This is a genomic window from Leifsonia sp. Ger2509 (assembly GCF_055231915.1).
In genome coordinates this window covers 3470861-3492727 of record NZ_JBUYVB010000003.1, presented here as the reverse complement: position 1 = coordinate 3492727, position 21867 = coordinate 3470861, and the positions used below count along the sequence as shown (strand labels likewise).

Below are 21867 nucleotides of genomic sequence, written 5' to 3'. Positions count from 1 at the left end.
CAGTCTAGGCGTCCGTGTTCGGGAGTCTGCTCAGGAGGTCTTCCACGTTGACGCGTTCCCGATCCGATCCCCAGAACGATTCGAGGAACGCCCGGGTGGATGCGCGCTCCCGCTCCTCGGGCGGCCGGAACAACGGACCGCCCGTTCGCAGTTCCTCCGTCGAGCGCACCGATGCCCCACCGCGCTGCAGGAACTCGTACACCGGATTCGCCGGGTCGAGGAAGACGTTCGCGTCGTGGAGGAGCCCGACGCCGATGTTGCCGAGCGCCTGCTGCCTGCGCTGGTTCATGATGATCACGTCGCAGTCGGCGACCAGGTCGTTGTACTCGTCCAGGGGCATGCGATCGATCAGCGGCACGAACGCAGCCCCGAACGCCTGCCTGCCGCGCTCCGCGACCGCATCACGGTACGCGGGGTCTCCGTAGCTCAGGGGCACGATCACCCGGCGACCCTCGAGGTCGCGGCCGGCGAGGAGGTCGAATGCTTCGAGGTGGTTGTTCGTCGGAGATGCCGAGTTGCCGATCAGGATGCCGCCCCGCCGCGGCACATCCGCGTGGTCTCTTCCCGCGGCGAGCGTCTCGGCGAGGCTCGCGTAGTTGAGCTGGCAGTATCCGCCGTGGAACTGCGGATACCGCATCCGGAAGACCGCCTCGTCGGTCGGCACCGGGGCCGAGAAGTAGTCCGCTCGCGCCGCGGCCCTGCGGGTCATGACCCGTACGACCCGGGACCACCCCCCGTTCACAGCACGCCGCAGCGAGGGCTTCCCCGCGCTCTCCTGTTCCAGTTCGGCAGAGAGCTCGCGCGTCAGCGGGCCTTGCAGGTCGCGATCACCCGCTGCATCGCTTCCGTAGTAGTCGAACCCCCACCCGCTCCAGACCGCGACCGTCCCTGGGCGGGCTCGGCCGAACGCCGCCGCGGCGTGAGCCGTCATCGAGTGGGCGATGATGAGGTTGCAGTCGCGGGAATGCCGCGACGCCCTGAGCACCCCCCGCCAGTCGCCCGGGACGACCTCGACCGGACCCTCTGCGATCGGGTTACGGAGTTCGTCCCGGCCCGGATCGCCGATGACGATGTAGCGGTTCGCCGACGGGGCGACCGACTCGAACACCTCCGCGGCGAACTGGACGAATTGCGAATCCGGACCGATGTGGAGGATTTGGACCGCAGGGCTGGGCATGTCAGCGCTTCCTCACGGCCGGGACGCCCGCGACGAGGCTTCCGGGCTCGACGGGGCGGATGACGCAGGCACCCGCAGCGATGACGGCACCGTCCCCGATGAGGAGAGGGGCTTCGGCGGAGCCGTTGATGAGGTTCGCCCCGACTCCGACGAAGACGTCGTCGCCGATGTGCACGTTGCCGGCCACATGCACGCCCGGGGACAGCGTCGCGAAATCGCCGATGCGCACATCGTGGGAGATCGTGCAGGCCGCGTTGACGTGCGCATGGCTGCCGACCGTGACACCGGTCGTGATCACGCTCCCCGGGAAGACGACGGCTCCGGGTCCGATGGTCACCCGCTCCGACATCACCGCGCCGGGGTGCACGAGCGTCGTCGCCTCGGCGCCACGCGCCTCCATCGAACCCGCGATCCTGCGACGTGCGTGAGGGTCGCCGACCGCGACCACGAAACGGGAATCCCCCGCCAGGTCGACGTCGTCGAGCATCCGGACCGGCGGGCCGTCGATCGGACCGGCCGCAAACCGGTGGTCGTCGACCAGGAACACGATCTCCGGAACCTCTCGCCATGCCGTGCTCGCGAGCCAGGCGATCTCGCGGCCGTGGCCGCCCGCGCCGAAGATGTACAGCGTGGAGAACTCCAGGGCGGCGTCAGAGGGCATGGCCACCGACGAGGACCCGGATCATCTCAGCGATGGATGCGATCATCTGCGCGTCGACGGCGGCCCCGGTGGGCAGCACGATCAGCCGCCCTGCGACGCTCTCGGTGTTCGGAAGGTGCTTCCCGGCATCCGGGAACAGCTCGCGGTATGGCTGCATCCGGTGGCAACCCGGCCAGAAGTATTTGCGGGCGAGCACGTTCTTCGAGGTGAGCCCGGCGACGATGTCGTCGCGGCCCACCGTGCCGCCCTCCACCTCGATGGTGATGTACTGGAAGTTGCCCTTCTCGCTCTCGTCGAACTCCGTGAGGCGGATGCCGGGGATGTCCGCGAGGGCGGTCCGGTACGCGAGGTAGTTTCGGTGGTTCGTCTCGATGGTCGCGGCCACGCCCGCGAGGTTCGTCAGGCCCATCGCCGCCGCGATCTCCGTCATCTTCGCGTTGGTGCCGGTCGAGACGACGTTGTCCTGCCCGGCGAACCCGAAGTTGCGCATCAGGCGGACCGACTCCGCGAGATCGTCGTCGTTCGTCAGGATCGCTCCGCCCTCGAACGTGTTGAAGAACTTGGTCGCGTGAAAGCTGAACACCTCGAGACGGCCGAAGCCGCCGATCATCGTTCCGTCGAGCGAGCATCCGAACGCGTGCGCGGCGTCGAACATGAGCTGGAGACCGTGCTCGTCCGCGATCTGCTGCAGCTCGCGGACCGGCGCGGGCCTGCCCCACAGGTGCACGCCGACGATCCCCGTCGTGCGCGGAGTGATCAGGCGGCGAACCGAGTCCGGGTCCAGGTTGTGGGTCTGCGGGTCGATGTCGGCGAAGACGGGGGTGATCCCCTGCCAGTGCAGGGCGTGCGCGGTTGCGACGAACGTGTACGACGGCACGATGACCTCGCCGCTGAGCCCGAGCGCCCGGACGGCGATCTCGAGCGCCGCCGTTCCGTTGGTGAGCGCGACGCAGTGCTTCACGCCCGTGTAGTCCGCGATGCGGCTCTCGAACTCCCGCACCAGAGGACCGTCGTTCGAGAGCCAGCGCCGCTCGAAGATCTGGTCGACGTAGGCGTCGAAGGTCGCGCGGTCGCCGATGTTCGGCTGTCCGACATGCAGCGGCTGCTCGAAGGCAGGGATCGCTCGCCAGGCGGCCGACTCGTCAGCCGCACGGTGATCCGACGCCATCGTGCCTCCTCGCTCATGTCCGGCACGCGTGTTGCGTGATCGGTGACCCAGCTTACTTGACGGGCGGATGCGACGGGCGGCGACAGCACTCAGCGGCGCGCCTGAACAGGCTGGGACGAGAACGCCCACCTGCAGGTGATGGATGTGGTGGAGCTAAGGAGATTCGAACTCCTGACCTCTTCGATGCGAACGAAGCGCGCTACCAACTGCGCCATAGCCCCGGGAACTGCTTAGCTACGATAGCACCCGACCGGCACGAATTCGAACTGAGGAAAACTAACCGGCCGCGCGGCGTCGGCGAAGGGCTGCGTCGAGGTCGATGGACGAAACGTGCACATCGTCGACGAGCCCCATCGCGGCGAAACGCGGGTCTGCGGCGGGTGCGGATGTTGCCGGCGCCGAAGCAGCAGCGGGCCGGTCGGCGGGGGCGGTGAGTGGTGCCGCGGGCCGCAGCGGCGTGACGTCGGGAGCGAGCCGAGCAGCCCGCTCCTCCAGTTCTGCGCGTGCCGCGGCACGTCGTAGCTCGGTCGCCGCATCGATCGATGCCATCGCACTGGCGGCGATGGTGCCACGGGAGAGGTGCAGCGGCTTCGGCAACGGCTGCGGGGTCCAGGTCGGGCGCGCCTCGGGCACGACCTCGTCGTGAGCGTGGTCGTAGAGCTCGGCGGAGACCGGAGCCGTCGTGACCGGACGGGCGACGGGCGCCTGGCGACGAGTACGGGCGAGCCTGCCGAGCATCCCGATGCTGGCGACAGCAGCGGCGGCGGATACTGCGAGCAGCACCCACGTCCCTCCGGTCGCGAGCAGCGCTGCTCCCCCGATCATCCCGAGAAGTGCGGTGAGGAGCAGGACCGACGTGGCGGCCCGAGCGCGGCGGAGCCGGCGTCGGGCGGCGGAACTCAGCCGCGGCGCGGTGAACTCCCGGCGCGCTGCCTGGGCCACAGCCGCACGGGATGCACGTTCGACCTCGATCGCGGCGAGGGCCGCCCTCTCCGCTTCTTCGGCGGCGGCTCGTTCAGCTTCGGCGATCGCTCGCTGGCGCCGGGCATCCGCTTCCGCCGCGGCGCGCGCATCCGCTTTCACACGCTCCTCCGCGCGGCGCAGGATGCGCTGCTGCTCGGCCACGGTCCGGGCCGTCGCTTCATAGCGCACGGCGTCAGGGAGCTCCGACGTCTCTGCGAGGATCCGGAGCGTCTGCTGGAGCCGGACCGCGTTGCGCTCGGTCGCGAGGTACTCGCGTCGTCGCAGCCAGACGGGGATGAGGTAGGCCAGCCAGAGGGCAGCAGCGAGTGCGACAACGACCCCACCGCCAAGCACGTCCCCGCTCATGGTCTAACGGTAGGGGGAACGGTCGGTCTCCGGCTCATTCAGGAGGGGTGTGTCACCGATCGCGGGTCGTCGGCAGCGGGGTGGCCGCAGCGGCGCGGTCCTCCGCCGAGATCGTGGCGGCGTCCTGCGGAGCCTGCCCGTCCAGCCAGCGGCGCAGCACACCCTGGGTGAGCTCCTCGGAGACGAGGCCGAAGCAGAAGTGGTCCCGCCAATCGCCGTTGATGTGGATGTAACGGCGCCGCAGGCCTTCGTAGCGGAATCCCAGCTTCTCGACGACACGCAGGCTCGGCGCATTCTCCGGGCGGATGCAGATCTCCATGCGGTGCAGGCCGAGCTGGTAGAAGCAGTAGTCCGTTGCGAGCGCGACCGCCGTCGGAGTGATGTTGCGGCCGGCGAACTGCTCGGCGACCCAGTAGCCGATCGTCGCGGACGACAACGACCCGTACGTGATCGAGGACACGTTCAACTGACCGGCGAGCTCGCCGTCGTACTCGATGATGAACGGGAGACCGTGACCGGAGCGCGCGTTGTTCTGCAGCGAACGGATGCTCGACCTCGTGTCGAAGGCCATCGGCGCGTACGGGCTGGTCGCCTCCCACTGGCGGAGCCAGCTGCGGTTGTCGAGCAGCGAGCGCTCGAGCGCGCGGGCGTCACGCAGGCGGATCGGCCGCAGCCCCACCGGACCCTCACGAAGGGTCGGAACAACGATCGACACTGACGGGCCTCTCCTGATCTGCGGTCGCTCAGCGACCCGTGTCCGTGCCGTCACCGACGGTGACAGGCATCTCCTCGACAAGGTCGTCGCGGGTCGGCTCGTCGTCGAGGTCGTCGACGAACGTGCGCAGCCACGGACGGAGTGCGGGCCCGAGGTCCTCCCGGTCGACCGCCAGCTGAACGATGGCCTTGATGTAGTCGAGACGGTCGCCGGTGTCGTAGCGGCGGCCGCGGAAGACGACGCCGTACACGCCGCCGGTCCATTCGGGGGCCGCGGCCATCTTCTGCAGCGCATCCGTCAGCTGGATCTCGCCGCCCTTGCCCGGGTCCGTCTTCTCGAGTACGTCGAAGACCTCGGGGCGCAGTACGTAACGGCCGATGATCGCGTAGTTCGACGGTGCGTTCTCGCGGTCGGGCTTCTCGACGAGGCCGGTGATCCGCACGACGTCATCCTCGTCTGTCGCTTCGACGGCGGCGGCACCGTACAGGTGGATCTGGTCGGGGTCCACTTCGAGGAGCGCGATGACCGTCGCGTTGCGCTCCTCCTGCACCTCGAGCATCCGTTTCAGCAGAACATCGCGGCTGTCGATGATGTCGTCGCCGAGGAGTACAGCGAAGGGCTCCCGTCCGACATGCATCTTGGCGCGGAGAACTGCATGACCGAGACCCTTGGGGTCGCCCTGGCGCACGTAATGCATGTCGGCGAGGTCGGTCGAGTACATCACCTTCTGCAGGCGGGCGGTGTCGCCCTTCTTCTCCAGCAGTGCCTCGAGCTCGGTGGCCCGGTCGAAATGATTCTCGAGCGCGTTCTTGTTGCGGCCCGTCACCAGCAGCACATCGTGGAGGCCCGCGTCCACCGCCTCCTCGACGACGTACTGGATGGCCGGCTTGTCGACGACCGGGAGCATCTCCTTCGGCATGGCCTTGGTCGCGGGCAGGAATCTGGTGCCCAGCCCCGCTGCAGGAATTACCGCCTTGGTCACTTTGATTGCCATAGCGGACAGGTTATCGGCATTTAGGATGACGTACATGGACTCGGACGCAGGCAACCGAAAGCGCGCACTGCGTGCCGAACTCCGCGAGCGACGACGGAATCTGACCGGCCCTGAACGGGACGCGGCCACCGCGGGCGTCACCAGGAATCTCGTCGATCTGACCACCGATCTCTCCGTACGCTCGGTCGCCTGCTACCTGTCGACCTCGGTCGAACCGAACACCCGGCCGTTCCTCAACTGGGCGCGCCGGCAAGGGATCAGGGTGCTCCTGCCGATCACCCGCGAGGACGGCCTCCTCGACTGGACGACCGGCGACGGCGAGTCCGAGACCGAAGGCCTGTACGGCATGCCCGAGGCCGTCGGCGAGTTGCTCGGTCCGATCGCGATCAACGACGTCGACCTCATCGTCATTCCGGCCGCAGCCGTCGACTCGACGGGCATGCGCATGGGGTGGGGCCGGGGCTATTTCGACAAAACCCTCGGCAGCATGGAAAAATGTCCCCCTGTATACGCCGTGGTTTTCGACAGCGAACTCGTGGACGACGTTCCCCGGGAGAAGCACGACCAACCCGTCGACGGCGCGGTCACCCCGACCAGGATCGTCCAGTTCTCGTAGCGGAAGCGCTGCGCGAGCGCAGCGACGTCCAGCGATATCCCCTGAAAGCTGAGGCGAAAGTGCCCACCTACTCCTACAAGTGCCCGACCTGCGGTCACGCGTTCGACATCCAGCAGTCCTTCACCGACGACTCGCTCACCGACTGCCCGAACTGCGGCGGTGCGCTGCGCAAAATCTTCAGCGCGGTCGGTGTGACCTTCAACGGCTCCGGCTTCTACCGCACGGACTCCCGCTCGGGCGGCGCGTCGAAGGAGGGCGGGTCCGGCTCGTCGGGCTCCGGCTCGTCGGAATCCGGCTCCTCCGGAGCGGCCCCGGCCACCACATCCACCGCCTCCGCGCCCAGCGCATCCGGATCCGCGTCCTCCTCGAAACCATCCGCCTCCTCCGCACCCGCAAGCACCACCTCCGCGTCCTGATTCGACGAAAGGAGCTCTCATGCTCAAAGGTTTCCGGGAGTTCATCCTCCGTGGCAATGTCATCGACCTCGCGGTCGCCGTGGTCATCGGCGCTGCCTTCACCGGCGTGGTCAATGCGATCGTCAACGGGATCTTCAACCCGCTGATCGGCGCGATCTTCAAGGCGGACAGCCTCAACAGCGTTGCCCTCGTCCAGATCGGCGACGCGAAGATCCTCCTCGGGTCGGTACTGGGCGCGATCATCCAGTTCCTGATCGTCGCCGTCGTCGTGTATTTCGTCTTCGTGTATCCCATCAACCTGGCGAAGGAGCATGCGCAGAAGCGGCGGGACACGGGCGTCGTGGATGCGGAGGCTCCGGTCACCGAGCTCGACCTCCTCACCGAGATCCGCGACCTGCTCGCGAAGGACCAGGCCCCCGCCGGCGGCAGGCACACCCCCGACGCGTAGCGCCCGACCGCCCGACCTGCTCGTCGAGTCGTCACCAACTGCCCCACTAGGTCCGCCGGAAGGTCAGTTACCGACCACTCGATGCGTCACCAGTGGGGCGGCACGTCCCGCTTGAGACGGTCGTCGTTGGAGTCCGAAGCGTCGCCCCAGGCGCGATCGATGTCCTCGCCGGCGCGTGTCGGAGCATCCGCCTCCGCCTGCACCGCCTGCGGGGTCGTGTCGGTGCCCGGCACCGCGGGCAGTTGCGCCCTGCGGGGTCCGCGTCGCACCGGCTTCTGGCTCATCCTTCCAGCGTAGCCGCGCTCAGCAGCACGATAAGTGTCAAGAACCATCAGTGCCGCGGTCGCTCACCCACATTTCCTGACCCTTGTGGTCTCGCCAGGCGCGGGGGCGCGGACGCGAGAATCCGCAGAATCGACACGCTCGGACGCAGGGAAGCGACCGGCCTCGGGCGACCGGCCTCGGGCAACCGGCATCGGGCGACCGGCATCGAGTGCCGGAGGTGCCGGAGGCGCAGGCGGCCGCCCGGGTCTCAGACGGCGACAGGGATGTGGATGGGCGCTGTCTCGGTGCTCATGTCGGTGACGCCGATGAGGCGGGCGATCCGCGCGGCCACCGCATCCGGGTCCGCGAAGAGTTCGAAGCTGTGCACCCGCAGGTAGTGCCAGCCGAGGCGGCGAAGCACTTCCGGACGCAGGCGGAGCGATTCGCGCAGGCTGCCCTGGTTGACGACCGCATCCGTCTCGATCGCGACCGCGCGTCCCTGGTGCGATGCGACCAGCGCCAGCTTGCCCCGGTAGCCGAGGCGCACGGTCAATCCCCGTCGCTCGAGGCGCTTGGCGAGATCGACGAGCATGGGCTCGCTCTCCTCGACCATGTATTCGGCGGACTGGATCGCATCCGCCTCGCTGAGCACCTGGGCGAGCGCCACGATCCCGTGCCGCATCCTCGAGTCGTCGATGTCGTCGGGGGCGAAGCACGAGACGATGTCCATCGAGCGGCGCGCACGGGTCATGCCGACCGCGAGCAGGCGTTCGCCGCCCGGCTCGGCGAGCGCCCCGAAGTTCGAGAGCAGACGACCGTGCGGGGTGCGCCCATAGCCGATCGAGAAGATGACGCGGTCGCGGCTCTGCGCTACGGACTGCTCGAGAGTCACGACAGTGAACGGCTCCGCGCGGTCCTTCAGGATGAAGTCCGCCAGGTCGCTCCGGGAGGCGAACGCCGCGAGGACCGCCTGGTGCACCCGCACCGCGTGGCGGGCACTCGCGGTGATGACCATGAGCGATTCGCGCGGACGGTTCAGCGCGTGGTCGAGGACGAGGTCGACGACCTTCGAGACCTCGGCGTCGACGCTCTCGACGGCGCCGCTGTCCGCATCCGGCATGCCATGACCGCCCTCGACATAGTTGAGGGTGAGGCTGCCGTGCCCGAGGAATGTCCCCGCCCACGGCAGGGAGTCGATCCTGCCGCCGTAGAAGCGCCGATTGACGAGGTCGGCGAGATCTTCGCCGCCGGCCCGGTAGCTGCGGGTGAGCGTGAACACGGGGAGCAGTTCGCTCAGCTGGGCGAGCGCGGAGTCCGCGTGCAGCCCGTCCACGTCGAGGTCCGCCGGTTCTTCGGCGACGTCGTGCAGCCCGATCTCGAAGGGCGACGGCGTCTGGGTGACCGGGTCGCCGAACGCGACGATCTGCCGGGCGCGACGGACGACCCCGACGTTCTCCGCCAGGCTCGATGCGCCTGCATCCACGATGAAGACCGCGTCGAAGGCGAGATCGGGGGTGATGGCGGGAACCTCGTACGGCGAGGCCAGCCACACGGGCGCGAGGGCGCGGGCGAGGTGAGGAGCAACGGTGTTGAGGGTCTCGGCCGTCGTGCGTTCGCCCTTCAGCACGCGGCGCAGGGCGCCGGCCTCCTCCGGCCAGTCGACGACGCCGATCTTCCAGGTCTCGGCGAGCATCCAGGCCAGCTGCTGCCCGGTGGCCGATGCGTGGGCCTCGTCGACGAGACGGAAGTCCGCTTCGAGCCTGTCGAGCACGCCGGTGTTGGCGTTGAGCAGTGCACGGTCGCCGGCGAGCAGGGTCTCGAGCACCGACTGCCACCACGCGAGTTCGAGTTCGGCGCTCACCTGGCTCTCTGGCACGTGGCGCTCTGACAGGTCGGCCAGCAGCGGGTCGAGGTTGCGGTCGCGCAGCGACGCGAGCAGCGCCGTGCGCTCCTGCAGGTTGGCGAGCACTTCGGAGTCGGCCGCGAGACCCGCGAGCTGCGACGTCAGCTGCGCGATCGGGAGCACGGTCAGCGAGTACGGCGTGCCCACGCGGCGGAGCGGGATGTCGAGCCTGGCCAGGTCTTCGGCGACGCGCTGGTAGGCGACCATCACATCCGCGATCCCGACCGGGACCTCCGGAACGACACCGGCGGCGGCGAAACGCTGCCACAGGATGCGCTGCTGCTGGATGCGGCGCAGCGACTCGTTGAGGTCGGTGACGTGGACGCCCGGGCGGACGTACTCGAGGGCCAGCTTGCGCAACCGGCGCCGGTTCGCGCCCGACATGTTCGGCGCATCCCGCCGGTTCGACGTGGCCGCGATCAGTTCGGCGAGCGACCGGTCGTAGACCGAGGGCTGGAACTTGTCGAGCGTTTCGCGGACATCGAGGAGGAGCCTCAGGTAGACGCCCAGTTCGGCGATCGACTCGAACGGGCGCATGCGCGTCTGCCCGATCAGCGTGTTCGCCCGGTCGAGCAGACGGGGAAGCTCCGCGCGGTTCAGCTTCTTCGCGAGCTCGTGCGCAGCGTTGCCTTCCGCGGTCGTGACGAAGGATGCCCCGTACCAGGGCGAGTCATTGGGGCCATAGCGGAACTCGCCGAGCCTCGCCGCCTTGATAAGAGCATCCGCCGCATCCGACCGGTCGGTCGCCAGCAACTCGATCGAGACCCGGTCGAGGCGTGCTGTCGTCGACGGCGGTGTGGGCAGGAGCGCGAGGCGAGAGAGCTCGTGGATGGCGTCGAGAACGGAGACGCCGAGGGCCGGGTCGCGGCGCACGAGGGCGGAGCGGTAGTCGAGCAGGACCTTGCGAAGCCGCACCAGTGCGTCGTCGACCTCGGTGACCCTCGGCTGAGTGGCCTTCTCGTTGCGGCCGATCGACTGGATGAGGTCGCGTCGCAGCGTGCGCGGAGTGGCGGCCAGGCCCGGAAGGCCGACCTGTGTCAGGCGGTGCGCGATGTCGTCCAGGCTCGAGCGTCGCGGGCTGACCACGAGGACGCGCTTGTGCTGGGCGACGAGCACACCGATCGCGTTGACGATCGTCTGGGTTCCGCCGGTTCCGGGGAGCGTCTTGACGACGAGGGAGTTGCCCGCGCCGATCTGCGCGACGACAGCCTCCTGCTCCTCGTCGGCGTCGAGCAGCAGCGTGTCGGTCGCGGGCGGACGCTCGTCCTGTCCGATCGTCTCGACAGGCCGGTACGCCTCCTCGATCGTGCGACGGGCCGACGGGTTGCCGGCGAGGGCGTCGAGGACCGGGCTGCCGAGGTCGCCGGCGTCCGCGAGCATCCCGCTCGCCACATCCGCGAACGACGACACGACGAGGCGCGGCAGCACATTGAACCACGCGAGGTGGGAGGTCAACCCGCGCAGCCGGTCGATGACGGGCTGCGGCTTGAAGACGCCATTGGTGAGGGCGAGCGCGACGAACGCCTCGGCGTCGAGCGTGATCTGGAACTGCTCGGACAGAGCGCGAGCCAGCTCCGGGTTGAGGAACGGCTGGCCTTTGAGCTTCAGTTCGAAGTCACGTCCATAGCGACGGATCGCGAGCGGACGCAGCAGGATCGGCGCCATGAACTCGTCGCCGCCATGCCTCCACTGGGCGAGGCCGACCGCCAGGTGGACCGACTCGATGCCGCGGACGGAGCGCAGCTCGATGCCCTTCGACGTGATCGCGTTCGCTGCGAGCCGCGCGTTGCGCAGCGCGAGCTCGTCACGGATCAGGCTGGACAGGAGGGTGCTCTGGCCGGTGATGAACTGCGGGAGACCGCCCGGATGCGTCGAACTCAGCTCGATGCGCGTGCGGGCGCTGTCGTCGAAGTGGAGGAGCGGCGACCGCCCCCCGATGCTCGCGAGTTCCTCCCGCCAGCGCCGCCACACCGGTTCGGCGATATTGCCCGCGGTCACGGTCGGATCGCCGAGAGTCAGTTTATGAGGCTCGGTGGAGTTCTGGGGGTTGAGGGCGTCGCCTGTCCGGGAATCCGACGTCACGTCGTCGTCCTCATGCTTTCTGTCGAGTCGCCACACACGGCCACCATACGTGCCCGGCAGCGGAAATCCCGGGCAATCAGGGCGAGTTTCGCGCTACTGGGCGGCTTTGCGCCCCGTTACCGTGTCGTCGCGGGCACCGGCGCGGCCGAGGAAGATCAGACCGATCACTCCGCACAGGATGTAGATGGTCGCCTGACCGTTCAGTATCGCCACCACATCCAGGTGCTCGACGAGGAGCCCGGCCGCGAGCAGCCCGAGCCCCTGCGCCGCTCCTCCGAGCGTTTCGAAGCTGGCGACCACCCGACCGAGGGCATCCGCCGGCGTGACGCGCTGCACGATGGTGATCGTGCCGGCCGAGGTCGCGACCGCCGGGATGCCGACCACGATGAACAGTCCGACGTAGACCCAGATGGCCGTCGTGACCGAATACAGGTTCCAGGTGAGCATGGAGATCGCGCCGAAGACGACGTAGCCCCAGCCGACCAGCGCCTGCGGCGGGAACCTGCGGATGAGCACGCCGACGAGAAGTCCGCCCGCCACTCCCCCGATCGCCTGGACCCCGCGCAACAATCCGACCGCGGTGTCGCCCGCACCGAGCTGCTGCACGACGTAGACGATGAACAGCACCAGGAAGATGCCTTGCGAGAACTGCCCCAGCAGCGTGATCACGGAGATCGCGCCGAGGGGACGGGTGCGGCGGATCGTTGCGAGGCCGTCCACCCACTGGCGGAGGAAGTGGACGCGCGGCAGTGGACCGTCGGCGTGCTCGTCCCGCCGAGGGAGTGGCCGGCTCAGGGCCACGAGGATGGCGCTGACGACGTAGGTGGCCGCATCCACGATCACCACCCCGGGCAGGCCGACCGTCGCGAAGGCGAGGCCGCCGAGCGGAGAGCCGATCAAACGCGCGAGATTCTCGCTCACGGCCATCAGGGAGTTCCCGGTGCCGAGCTGCTCAGGACCGACGAGTTGCGGCACGAGCGCCTGCTTCGCGGGGTTGACGAGGGCGGCGAGGCACGCCTCGACCGCGGCGACGATGTAGACGATCCAGATGTGCTCCGCGCTCGCGAAGAGAAGGGGAAGGAGGAACGCGCCCTGCACCAGGTTCACGACGATCATCGTGCGGCGGTGGTCCCAGCGGTCGACGAGCACCCCGAGGAAGCTGCCGAGCAGGAGCATCGGGATGAGCTCGGCGAGGAAGACCGTGGATGCGCCCAGCGCCGAGCCGGTGACAGCGAACGCGAAGAGCGGCAGCGCGATCATCAGCAGCCAGTCTCCGGTGTCGGAGACGAGACCGCTGGCCCAGACGAGGCCGAAGTTGCGCTGCCTCAGCGGCGAGCGCAGGCGAGGAGCCGGAACGAGGGTGTCGGTCATCGGTCGTCGTCCTTCGCGATGTGCTGCCCCGGTTCGCGGGTGCGGCGCGCGGCCGCCGTTCGCAGGGCATCCGGGTGCAGGTAGGCGTTCAGTCGCAGCTCGACCACATCGCTGCCCTCGGGGGCGTCCGCCCGGGTCAGGCCGATGTACGGGCGGATGAGCGCATCCAACTGCTCGCCGAGCGCTGTGAGCTCCTGCGGTGTCATGCGCAGCGCGTACCCGGAGAGCATGGTCGCGTCGCGCCACTCGGGCGGGAGCTCGTCGCGCTGTGCCACGGCGCGACGGGTCAGGTTCGCCTCGTCGTCGATCTGCTTCTCGATGAGTACGCGCTCGGCCGAGTCCATGCCGAGCGCCGTCGCCCGGTCGTCGGTCGCGCCGAACTGCAGCCCCGTCGCCGTGCTGCGCCAGGGGCGTTCGCGCCCGTCCACCGGATCCACCGACTCGACGAGCCCGAACCGGGCGAGGGAGCGCAGATGGTAGCTGCAGTTCGAGGCCGTCGAGCCCACGACTTCTGCGCACTGGCTGGCCGTCTGCGCGCCGAACGACATCAGGTGGTTGAGCAGTGCGAGACGGAGTGGATGTGCGAGGGCGCGGAGCGCGCGCACGTCGGTGACCTCGCGGCGCACCTCCTGGCGGCCCAGCTCCGAATCCGATGTGAAAGACATGTTTCACATTATGCCCGCCCGTGCGGAGGGGCACAAGCGAGTCGCTTTGCTCACGGTGCTTCACAGTGCGCATCTCCACAGCGCCCATCTCTCCACAGCGCACATCTCTCCACAGGCGTCACGGGAATGCTCGCGGAACGCGTACGTTGTTGGAAGAGTCGTCGTTCGCCAGCATTCACGCAGGAGGCCCATGTCCACCGCAGTACACCAAGGGGTCGGGTTCCGTTCGGAGCGCGGACCGGTGCTGATCGCGCTCATGCTCACGACCGGGCTCGTGGCGATCGACGCGACGATCCTCGCGACCGCCGTGCCGTCGATCGTCGCCGATCTCGGCGGGTTCTCCCAGTTCCCCTGGCTGTTCTCGGTGTACCTGCTCGCCCAGGCCGCTTCGGTTCCCGTCTACGCGAAGCTCGCCGACACGCTCGGTCGCAAGCCGATCATCCTGGTCGGGATCTCCCTCTTCCTGCTCGGCTCGATCCTGTGCGGCTTCGCCTGGAGCATGCCGGCACTGATCGCGTTCCGCGTCGTGCAGGGCCTGGGGGCCGGTGCGGTGCAGCCGATGGCGGTCACGATCGCGGGCGACATCTACACCGTCGCCGAGCGCGCGAAGGTCCAGGGCTACCTCGCCAGCGTCTGGGCGATCTCATCCGTCGTCGGTCCGACGCTCGGCGGCGTGTTCTCGCAGTTCACGTCCTGGCGGTGGATCTTCTTCGTCAACATCCCGTTGTGCTTCATCGCCGCCTGGATGATCATCCGCAACTTCCACGAGAGCATCGAGCCCCGCCGTCACCGCATCGACTACGCGGGCGCGGTGCTGCTCACGGCAGGGATGAGCCTGCTCATCCTCGCCGTGCTCGAAGGCGGCCAGGCGTGGGCGTGGAATTCGGTGCAGAGCATCGGCGCCTTCGCGCTCAGCGCCATCCTTCTGATCGCCTTCGTCCTGGTCGAGCGGAAAGCGGCGGAGCCCATCCTTCCGCTCTGGATCTTCTCCAGACGCCTCCTCGTCACGACCACACTCATCTCTCTCGGCGTCGGCGCGATGCTCATCGGGCTCACCTCCTACGTACCGACGTACCTGGAGGGGTCGATCGGCGCCGTCCCGGTCGTCGCGGGGCTCGCCGTCGCGGCGCTCACGCTCGGATGGCCGATCAGCGCATCCCTGTCCGGTCGCTTCTACCTGCGGATCGGCTTCCGCAACACCGCGCTTCTCGGGATGGGTGTAGCGGTCATCGGAGCCGTCAGCCTCTTTCTCACGTCCTCGCATCCGAGCGTGGCGGTCGTCGCGATCAGCTGCTTCGTCGTCGGGCTGGGGATGGGACTGGTCGCGACCCCGACGCTGATCGCGGCGCAGTCGAGCGTTCCGTGGAACGAACGCGGCGTCGTCACCGGCACGAACCTGTTCGCCCGCTCGATCGGAAGTTCGGTCGGTGTGGCGATCTTCGGCGCGATCGCCAATGCGATCATCTCGGCGTCTGCGCAGGGCGAGCACGATCCGGAAACGGTCGAAGCCGCAGCCGGCGCCGTGTTCCTCGCGGTCGCGATCGCGGCGGTCCTGACGATCACGGCCGGTCTGGCCATGCCGAAGGGACGCGTCGAGGACATCGAGCTGGCACGGCCGGCGGTGCGGCCCGACGAAGAGACGGCCTGACAGCGCTCGCACCGGCCTTCACGGACGAGCACCCCACACGAGTGGCCGCACGTCCGACAGTGCGCTATTCTGTGGTCGGACCACATGTGGTCTGACCACAGATCCGATTCGCGAGAGGGGGCCTCATGACCGTCGCCGACCGTCGCGCCTGGGAACTGGTCCTCTCCCACATCGAGACCCAGCTCGTCGAAGGCCGCCTCCAGCCGGGCGACCACCTTCCCCCCGAGCGAGCGCTCGCGGGCGAACTCGATGTCGGGCGTTCGAGCGTGCGCGAAGCAGTTCGCGTGCTCGAGGTCATGGGCCTCATCCGCACCCAGACCGGCTCCGGACCGAACTCCGGAGCGATCATCGTCGCCCGGCCCAACGGCGGAATGCAGGCACTCATGCGACTGCAGGTCGCAGCGAGCGGCTTTCCCGTCGCCGATGTCGTCCGTACGCGACTCCTGCTCGAGACCGCGGTCGTCGGCGAACTCTCCGAGCTCGCGCCCGCGACGGAAGGCGGCGACACGGCCGTCGATCTGGCAGAGGCCCTCGAACTCCTCGATGCCATGGACGCGCCCGCACTGACCCGGCAGGATTTCCTGGCCCTCGACGCGCAGTTCCATCTCGCACTTGCCGTCGCCGCCGACAACCAGGTCGTCTCGGCGATGATGGCCGGGCTGCGCAGCTCCATCGAAGGCTATGTCCAGGCCGGAGCGGAGCGGCTCCCCGACTGGGACGGCATGGCCACCCGCCTGCGCGACGAGCATCGCCGCATCCTGTCCGCCATCCACGCCGGACATGCCGACCTCGCCCGAACCCTCGTCCACGACCACATCAGCGGCTACTACCGGGACTCCCAGCTGACACCGGGCCCGACGACCCCCTCGAATACAGACAGGAACACGCACCATGGTTGAACGCCGAATCCCCCGTCCGCGCGACCTCGCGCCGCTCATGAAGTTCAAGAAGCCGGAACTCGACAGCAAGAAGCGGCGACTGGATGCGGCCCTCACCATCGGCGACCTGCGCGCGATCGCGAAGCGCCGGACCCCCAAGGCCGCCTTCGACTACACGGAAGGGGCGGCAGAAGCCGAGATCTCGCTCGCCCGCGCCCGCCAGGCCTTCGAGGACATCCAGTTCAACCCGGCCATCCTGCGCGACGTATCGACCGTCGACACCTCCCGCGAGGTCCTCGGAGCGCCCGTCGCCCTCCCGTTCGGTATCGCACCGACCGGCTTCACCCGCATGATGCAGACCGAAGGCGAGCGGGCCGGTGCCGCCGCTGCGGGCGCCGCGGGCATCCCCTTCTCCCTCTCCACCATGGGCACCGCCTCGATCGAAGACGTCAAGGCCGCGAACCCCGACGGTCGCAACTGGTTCCAGCTGTACATGTGGAAGGACCGGGAGCGTTCGATGGCGCTCGTCGAGCGTGCCGCCGCCGCCGGTTTCGACACGCTCCTCGTGACGGTCGACGTCCCCGTCGCCGGCCAGCGCCTCCGCGACACGCGCAACGGCATGACCATCCCGCCCACCCTCACTCCGAAGACGGTCGTCAACGCCATCCCGCGTCCGGCCTGGTGGATCAACTTCCTCACCACCGAGCCGCTCGCCTTCGCCTCGCTCGACCGCTGGTCCGGAACCGTCGCGGCCCTGCTCGACTCGATGTTCGACCCGACCGTCACCTTCGAGGACCTCGCCTGGATCAAAGAGCAGTGGCCCGGCAAGCTCGTCGTCAAGGGTGTGCAGAACCTCGAGGATGCGAAAAAGCTCGCGTCGATGGGCGTGGACGGCATCACCCTCTCGAACCACGGAGGTCGCCAGCTGGACCGTGCGCCCATCCCCTTCCACCTCCTCCCGGATGTCGTTCGCGAGGTAGGGCGGGACACGGAAGTGCACCTCGACACGGGGATCATGTCGGGTGCGGACATCGTCGCGGCGATCGCCCTCGGGGCCCGGTTCACGATGATCGGCCGCGCCTACCTCTACGGCCTGATGGCCGGTGGCCGCGAGGGCGTCGACCGCACCATCGCGATCCTCTCCGGTCAGATCACACGCACCATGCGGCTCCTCGGTGTCGCATCGCTCGATGAACTGAACCCCGGGCACGTGACGCAGCTCGCACGCCTCACGCCGCTAGCGCGGTCGACGGCGGATGCAGCGGCTGTCGTGGATGCGGCACCCCGTGCATCCGTGCGGCGCGCCCCGGCGAAAGCGACTGCACCCGCCGCCGCACCGGGTCGCGCGGCCAGCGGTCCCGCGTCGACGTCGTCGGCCACCGCTGCGGCGGCCGGCGCTCGCAGCACGACGAAAGCCCCGACCACGGCGAAAACGTCGTCGTCAGCGAAAGCGCGGACTGTTCCGAAACCGCGCACGGGTACAGAATAGGCCCGGACCCGCCTGGGAGCGCATCAGCGGCGTCGAGCAGCGGTTGCGCCCAGCTCTTACGAGCTTTCGAGTCGAAGGAGACCCGATGAGTCGGACAAACCACCACGTCGCCGTGCTTGTGCTCGCAGGTGCGAAGCCACTCGATGTCGGCATCCCAGCGCAGGTTTTCTCCAATCGTCCGAGCATGCCGTACGACGTGCGCGTGTGCGGGGCGGAGCCGGGTCTCGTCAGCGGCGGGGATGGCCTCTCGTATCACGTCGCCGACGGGCTCGAAGCGTTCGAGCTCGCGGACACCATCTTCATCCCGGGCTACCGGGACCCCGCGTCGGCGGAACCGCCTGCATCGGTCGTCAGCGCGCTCACGGCCGCCCACGAACGCGGGACCCGCCTCGCGGCGATCTCCACCGGAGCGTTCGCACTGGCGGCCACCGGGCTCCTCGACGGCAAACGGGCGACCACGCACTGGCACTATGCCAAGGCGCTCGCTGCGAAACATCCGCTCATCCACGTCGACGAGAACGTCCTGTTCGTCGACGAGGGCGACGTGCTCACCTCCGCGGGCGCCGCATCCGGAATCGACCTGTGCCTGCATCTGGTGCGGCGCGACCACGGAGTCGGTCTCTCCAACCACGTCGCACGACGGCTCGTGGCGGCACCGTATCGCAGCGGAGGACAGGCGCAGTACGTGCCCAGGAGCATGCCGGAACCCCTCGGCGATGTGTTCGCGAGCACGCGGGAGTGGGCGCTCGCGCATCTCTCGGAGCCGCTGACCCTCGAAGCCCTGGCCCGGAACGCCCGTGTGTCTTCGCGCACCTTCTCGCGGCGGTTCATCGAAGACACCGGATACACACCGATGCAGTGGGTGCTGCGCGCGCGACTGGATCTCGCGCGTGAGCTCCTCGAACGCACCGACCTCGGTGTCGAGCAGGTCGCCGATCGTGTCGGTCTGGGAACCGGGGCGAACCTCCGGATGCATTTCCAGCGCATCCTCGGCACCTCGCCGACCGAATACCGGCACACGTTCTCGGCCTGAGAGCCCCGCTGTCGGCGTTGTCGTCCCACTGCCGGCCCTGCCGTCCCACTGGCGCGAATCTTGTGGTGACTGTCTGAATAGGTGGCGCCTTTCTTGCGCATGCTGTCGTTCAGGCCACTGGTCGCGAGGGCCTTGGCGGGTGAGCATGGACGGCAGAAGGAAAGGAACCATCAATGACCCGCATCGCCGTCAACGGATTCGGCCGCATCGGACGCAACACCCTGCGTGCACTCCTCGAGCGCGACAGCGACCTCGAAGTCGTCGCCGTCAACGACCTCACCGCCCCCGAGACCCTCGCCCACCTGCTCAAATACGACAGCTCCATCGGTCGCCTCGGTCGCTCCGTCGAGGTCGATGGCACGGACCTCATCGTCGACGGGCGACGCATCATCGTTCTCGCCGAACGCGAGCCTGCCAACCTGCCGTGGGGCGAACTCGGTGTGGACATCGTGCTCGAATCCACCGGCCGCTTCACCTCGGCGGATGCCGCCCGTGCCCACCTCGACGCCGGCGCCAAGCGCGTGCTCGTGAGCGCCCCGTCAGACGGCGCCGACGTCACCCTGGCCTATGGGGTCAACACCGATGCGTACGACCCGGCGGCGCACGTGATCGTCTCGAACGCCTCGTGCACCACGAACGCATTGGCGCCCCTCGCCGCTGTCCTAGACGACCTCGCCGGCATCGAACACGGATTCATGACCACCATCCACGCGTACACGCAGGAGCAGAACCTGCAGGATGGGCCGCATCGCGACCTGCGCCGCGCACGTGCCGCCGGGGTGAACATCGTCCCGACGACGACCGGTGCAGCCAAGGCGATCGGGCTCGTGCTTCCAGGGCTGGATGGAAAGCTGTCCGGCGACTCCATCCGCGTACCCGTGCCTGTCGGCTCGATCGTCGAGTTGAACACGACGGTTTCCCGTGACGTGACACGCGACGAGGTCCTCGCTGCCTACCGTGCGGCCTCGGATGGTCGACTCAAGGGGATCCTCGACTACGCGGACGAGCCTTTGGTGTCGAGCGACATCACCGGACAGCCCGCGTCCTCGATCTTCGATGCAGCTCTCACGCGGGTCGATGGCAGGCATGTCAAGGTCGTCGCCTGGTACGACAACGAATGGGGCTTCTCCAACCGCGTGGTGGACACACTGGAGTTGCTCGCGCGCTAAGCGGATGCTTCGATCGGTGTCTCTGCTCGGGGCTTTCGTCGTGTCGTTCACAGGTGGTGGTCTTCGGATGCTGTCCACAGGTAAATTCCTGATCAGAGGCTGTTTATAACCGGCTGGATGTCGGTGGTGTCTGGCAGGGTTGGTACATGACTTTCCCACCGGTGTCCGACCTCGATACGGTCGCTGCGGCGCTCGACGCGCTGCGCGTGCTCGAGGCGGATGCGGTGCCGGACGCCACTCCGAATGCCGAGTCTGAGTCATCCGGCTTGTCGGAGGCGCAGCTGCTGGTCCGGTCGTTGGCCGCGCTTGGTGCGGTCCGGGCGGCGGTGGACCGGGTCGCCGTCTCCCGGATCGCCGCCCTGGACCGGGCCTGCCGGGTGGACCCGGATTCGGATCCGGTCCGCGCGGCCGGGCACCGGGACATCGGGTCGCTGCTGGCCGAACTGTGGAAGACGGCGTTGCCGGCGGCCCGGCAGTTGTGTGCGGTCGCCACCGCGGTGGCGCCCCGGCACAGCCTGCTCGGCGGCGAGCTGCCGGCCGAGTTCCCCGACCTCGCGCACGCTCTGCTGGGTCCGGTGCCGGCCGGCGACGACCGTCGAGCCGACCCGGGCGCCGACGACGGCTGCGCTGAAGCCGGTTCCGGTGAAGACGGGCGAACGTCGGGGTGGTCGGTGTCTGTGGAGCAGGCGGCGGTGATCATCCGGGAACTGGGCAAGACCGGTCCCGGCTGCACCCTGGAGAACCGGGGTGTCGGGGAGCGGGCGCTGATCCAGCACGCCCCCGCCCTGACCGTGGAACAGTTACGCCGGCTGGCGATCCAGGTGCGGGACCGGTTGGATGCGGACGGGATCGAACCCCGCGAACACCTGCACCGGCGGCGCCGGTCGTTGCGCATCACCACCAGCCCGGACGGGATGACCCACATCGACTGGTGGTTGGATGCCGAATCCGCCGGCCACGTCCTGCCCCAGATCCACGCCTACGTCACCCAGGACTACCACACCACCCACAACCACCACCGCGGCTCCGACGGTCACGGCAACGGCGAATCCAGTGCTGAAGACCGTAAGGGCTCCAGCGGCACGTGGACAGGCGGCGGAGACCCGTCAGCCACGGACCCGGCCGGCCGGGTCCGGTTCCCAGCGCAGTCCGACCCCACCGGAGCCGACGAGTCCGGAGCCGACGAGTCCGGAGCCGACCCGTCCGGGCGTGACATGGGGATGCCGGAGACCCGGACGCTGGCGCAGCTGCGGTCGGACGGGGCGGTCGAGGTGTTCCGGCACCGCGCCGGTTGCACCCACGCGGCCACCCGGCCACCGGTGACGATGATCATCCGGATCCCCCTGGCCGCCCTCCGCACCGGCACCGGGGCCGCCGAGATCGACGGCACCCCCACCCCGGTCAGCGCAGCCACCGCCCGCCGACTCGCCGCCGACGCCCACCTGATCCCCGCCATCCTCGGCGGCCACAGCGAAGTCCTCGACCTCGGCCGCAGCCAACGCCTGTTCAGCACCGCCCAAAAACACGCCCTCGCCGAACGCGACGGCGGCTGCGCCTGGACCGGCTGCCCACACCCACCCGCCTACACCCACGCCCACCACCTGCACTGGTGGGACCGCGACACCGGCCCCACCAACCTCACCAACGGCATCCTCCTCTGCTCCCACCACCACCACCGGATCCACGACGACGGCTGGAACATTCACATCCACAACAACGTGCCCTGGTTCACCCCACCCCAACACCACGACCCCACCCAAACCCCCCGCCGCGGCGGACGAATACAACTCCCCGAACCACCACCATGAACCCAACCACCACCATGGGGCACGAGCCACAGC

The 21867-nt window shown here is 68.7% G+C and carries 18 protein-coding genes, 1 tRNA gene and 1 pseudogene; 9 read left to right on the top strand and 11 right to left on the bottom strand.

Annotation, left to right across the window (positions count from 1 at the left end; all coding sequences use genetic code 11):
• Window positions 1-4: 4 nt before the first annotated feature.
• The 7 genes from ACV7NN_RS16960 to galU all read right to left on the bottom strand — a co-directional run bounded on the left by ACV7NN_RS16960 (window position 5) and on the right by galU (window position 6044).
• Entirely contained in the window at window positions 5-1177 is a 1173-nt protein-coding gene (locus tag ACV7NN_RS16960) for a TDP-N-acetylfucosamine:lipid II N-acetylfucosaminyltransferase family protein (RefSeq protein WP_463350729.1), read from the bottom strand.
• 1 nt (window position 1178) lies between these two features.
• Window positions 1179-1838 (bottom strand): acetyltransferase, encoded by a 660-nt coding sequence (locus tag ACV7NN_RS16955; protein WP_463350728.1) that lies wholly within the window; start codon window positions 1836-1838, stop codon window positions 1179-1181.
• On the bottom strand, window positions 1828-3006 hold the full coding sequence (locus ACV7NN_RS16950) for a DegT/DnrJ/EryC1/StrS family aminotransferase (RefSeq protein WP_463350727.1): 1179 nt from the start codon (window positions 3004-3006) through the stop codon (window positions 1828-1830). The genes ACV7NN_RS16955 and ACV7NN_RS16950 overlap by 11 nt, the downstream gene beginning before the upstream one ends.
• A gap of 145 nt (window positions 3007-3151) precedes the next feature.
• Window positions 3152-3227, bottom strand: a tRNA-Ala gene (locus tag ACV7NN_RS16945).
• Between the two features lie 55 nt (window positions 3228-3282).
• Window positions 3283-4335 carry a hypothetical protein gene (locus ACV7NN_RS16940; RefSeq protein WP_463350726.1) on the bottom strand — a complete coding sequence of 351 codons (1053 nt, stop codon included), beginning with the start codon at window positions 4333-4335 and terminating at the stop codon, window positions 3283-3285.
• 52 nt (window positions 4336-4387) lie between these two features.
• Window positions 4388-5050, bottom strand: coding sequence for a GNAT family N-acetyltransferase (locus ACV7NN_RS16935; RefSeq protein ID WP_463350725.1), 663 nt, complete (start codon window positions 5048-5050; stop codon window positions 4388-4390).
• 28 nt (window positions 5051-5078) lie between these two features.
• Window positions 5079-6044 carry a UTP--glucose-1-phosphate uridylyltransferase GalU gene (galU, locus tag ACV7NN_RS16930; protein ID WP_463350724.1) on the bottom strand — a complete coding sequence of 322 codons (966 nt, stop codon included), beginning with the start codon at window positions 6042-6044 and terminating at the stop codon, window positions 5079-5081.
• A 34-nt stretch (window positions 6045-6078) separates the two neighbouring features.
• Here galU and ACV7NN_RS16925 point away from each other — a divergent pair, with 34 nt between their 5' ends.
• Genes ACV7NN_RS16925 through mscL form a run of 3 tightly spaced genes read left to right on the top strand, consistent with a single transcriptional unit; the run spans window position 6079 to window position 7524 of the window.
• A complete protein-coding gene (locus ACV7NN_RS16925; RefSeq protein ID WP_463350723.1) occupies window positions 6079-6660 on the top strand; it encodes a 5-formyltetrahydrofolate cyclo-ligase in 582 nt (193 codons plus the stop codon).
• A 59-nt stretch (window positions 6661-6719) separates the two neighbouring features.
• Window positions 6720-7076 (top strand): FmdB family zinc ribbon protein, encoded by a 357-nt coding sequence (locus ACV7NN_RS16920; protein WP_463350722.1) that lies wholly within the window; start codon window positions 6720-6722, stop codon window positions 7074-7076.
• A 19-nt stretch (window positions 7077-7095) separates the two neighbouring features.
• Window positions 7096-7524, top strand: coding sequence for a large conductance mechanosensitive channel protein MscL (gene mscL, locus ACV7NN_RS16915; protein WP_463350721.1), 429 nt, complete (start codon window positions 7096-7098; stop codon window positions 7522-7524).
• A gap of 86 nt (window positions 7525-7610) precedes the next feature.
• On the opposite strand, the gene ACV7NN_RS16910 is transcribed toward mscL, so the two are convergent.
• The 4 genes from ACV7NN_RS16910 to ACV7NN_RS16895 all read right to left on the bottom strand — a co-directional run bounded on the left by ACV7NN_RS16910 (window position 7611) and on the right by ACV7NN_RS16895 (window position 13809).
• Entirely contained in the window at window positions 7611-7808 is a 198-nt protein-coding gene (locus tag ACV7NN_RS16910; RefSeq protein ID WP_463350720.1) for a hypothetical protein, read from the bottom strand.
• A 248-nt stretch (window positions 7809-8056) separates the two neighbouring features.
• Complete coding sequence (locus tag ACV7NN_RS16905; RefSeq protein ID WP_463350719.1) at window positions 8057-11809, bottom strand: AAA family ATPase; 3753 nt, start codon at window positions 11807-11809, stop codon at window positions 8057-8059.
• Between the two features lie 57 nt (window positions 11810-11866).
• Entirely contained in the window at window positions 11867-13144 is a 1278-nt protein-coding gene (locus ACV7NN_RS16900) for an MFS transporter (RefSeq protein WP_463350718.1), read from the bottom strand.
• Entirely contained in the window at window positions 13141-13809 is a 669-nt protein-coding gene (locus ACV7NN_RS16895; RefSeq protein ID WP_463350717.1) for an ArsR/SmtB family transcription factor, read from the bottom strand. The genes ACV7NN_RS16900 and ACV7NN_RS16895 overlap by 4 nt, the downstream gene beginning before the upstream one ends.
• A 190-nt stretch (window positions 13810-13999) precedes the next feature.
• Between ACV7NN_RS16895 and ACV7NN_RS16890 the strand changes: the two genes are divergently transcribed.
• The 6 genes and pseudogenes from ACV7NN_RS16890 to ACV7NN_RS16865 all read left to right on the top strand — a co-directional run bounded on the left by ACV7NN_RS16890 (window position 14000) and on the right by ACV7NN_RS16865 (window position 21834).
• Entirely contained in the window at window positions 14000-15457 is a 1458-nt protein-coding gene (locus ACV7NN_RS16890) for an MDR family MFS transporter (protein ID WP_463350716.1), read from the top strand.
• A gap of 125 nt (window positions 15458-15582) precedes the next feature.
• Window positions 15583-16356: a FadR/GntR family transcriptional regulator gene (locus ACV7NN_RS16885; protein WP_463350715.1), complete on the top strand. Its 774-nt coding sequence runs from the start codon at window positions 15583-15585 to the stop codon at window positions 16354-16356.
• Window positions 16349-17590: pseudogene (locus ACV7NN_RS16880) on the top strand (alpha-hydroxy acid oxidase); the annotation flags it as partial. The gene ACV7NN_RS16885 and the pseudogene ACV7NN_RS16880, both read left to right, overlap by 8 nt.
• Before the next feature lie 319 nt (window positions 17591-17909).
• Complete coding sequence (locus ACV7NN_RS16875; RefSeq protein ID WP_463350714.1) at window positions 17910-18857, top strand: GlxA family transcriptional regulator; 948 nt, start codon at window positions 17910-17912, stop codon at window positions 18855-18857.
• Window positions 18858-19030: 173 nt separating this feature from the next.
• Entirely contained in the window at window positions 19031-20026 is a 996-nt protein-coding gene (gene gap / locus ACV7NN_RS16870) for a type I glyceraldehyde-3-phosphate dehydrogenase (RefSeq protein ID WP_463350713.1), read from the top strand.
• Window positions 20027-20172: 146 nt separating this feature from the next.
• The gene (locus tag ACV7NN_RS16865) at window positions 20173-21834 is read left to right on the top strand and encodes a DUF222 domain-containing protein (protein WP_463350712.1); all 1662 of its coding nucleotides are present in this window, start codon (window positions 20173-20175) and stop codon (window positions 21832-21834) included.
• The last annotated feature ends 33 nt before the right edge of the window (window positions 21835-21867 follow it).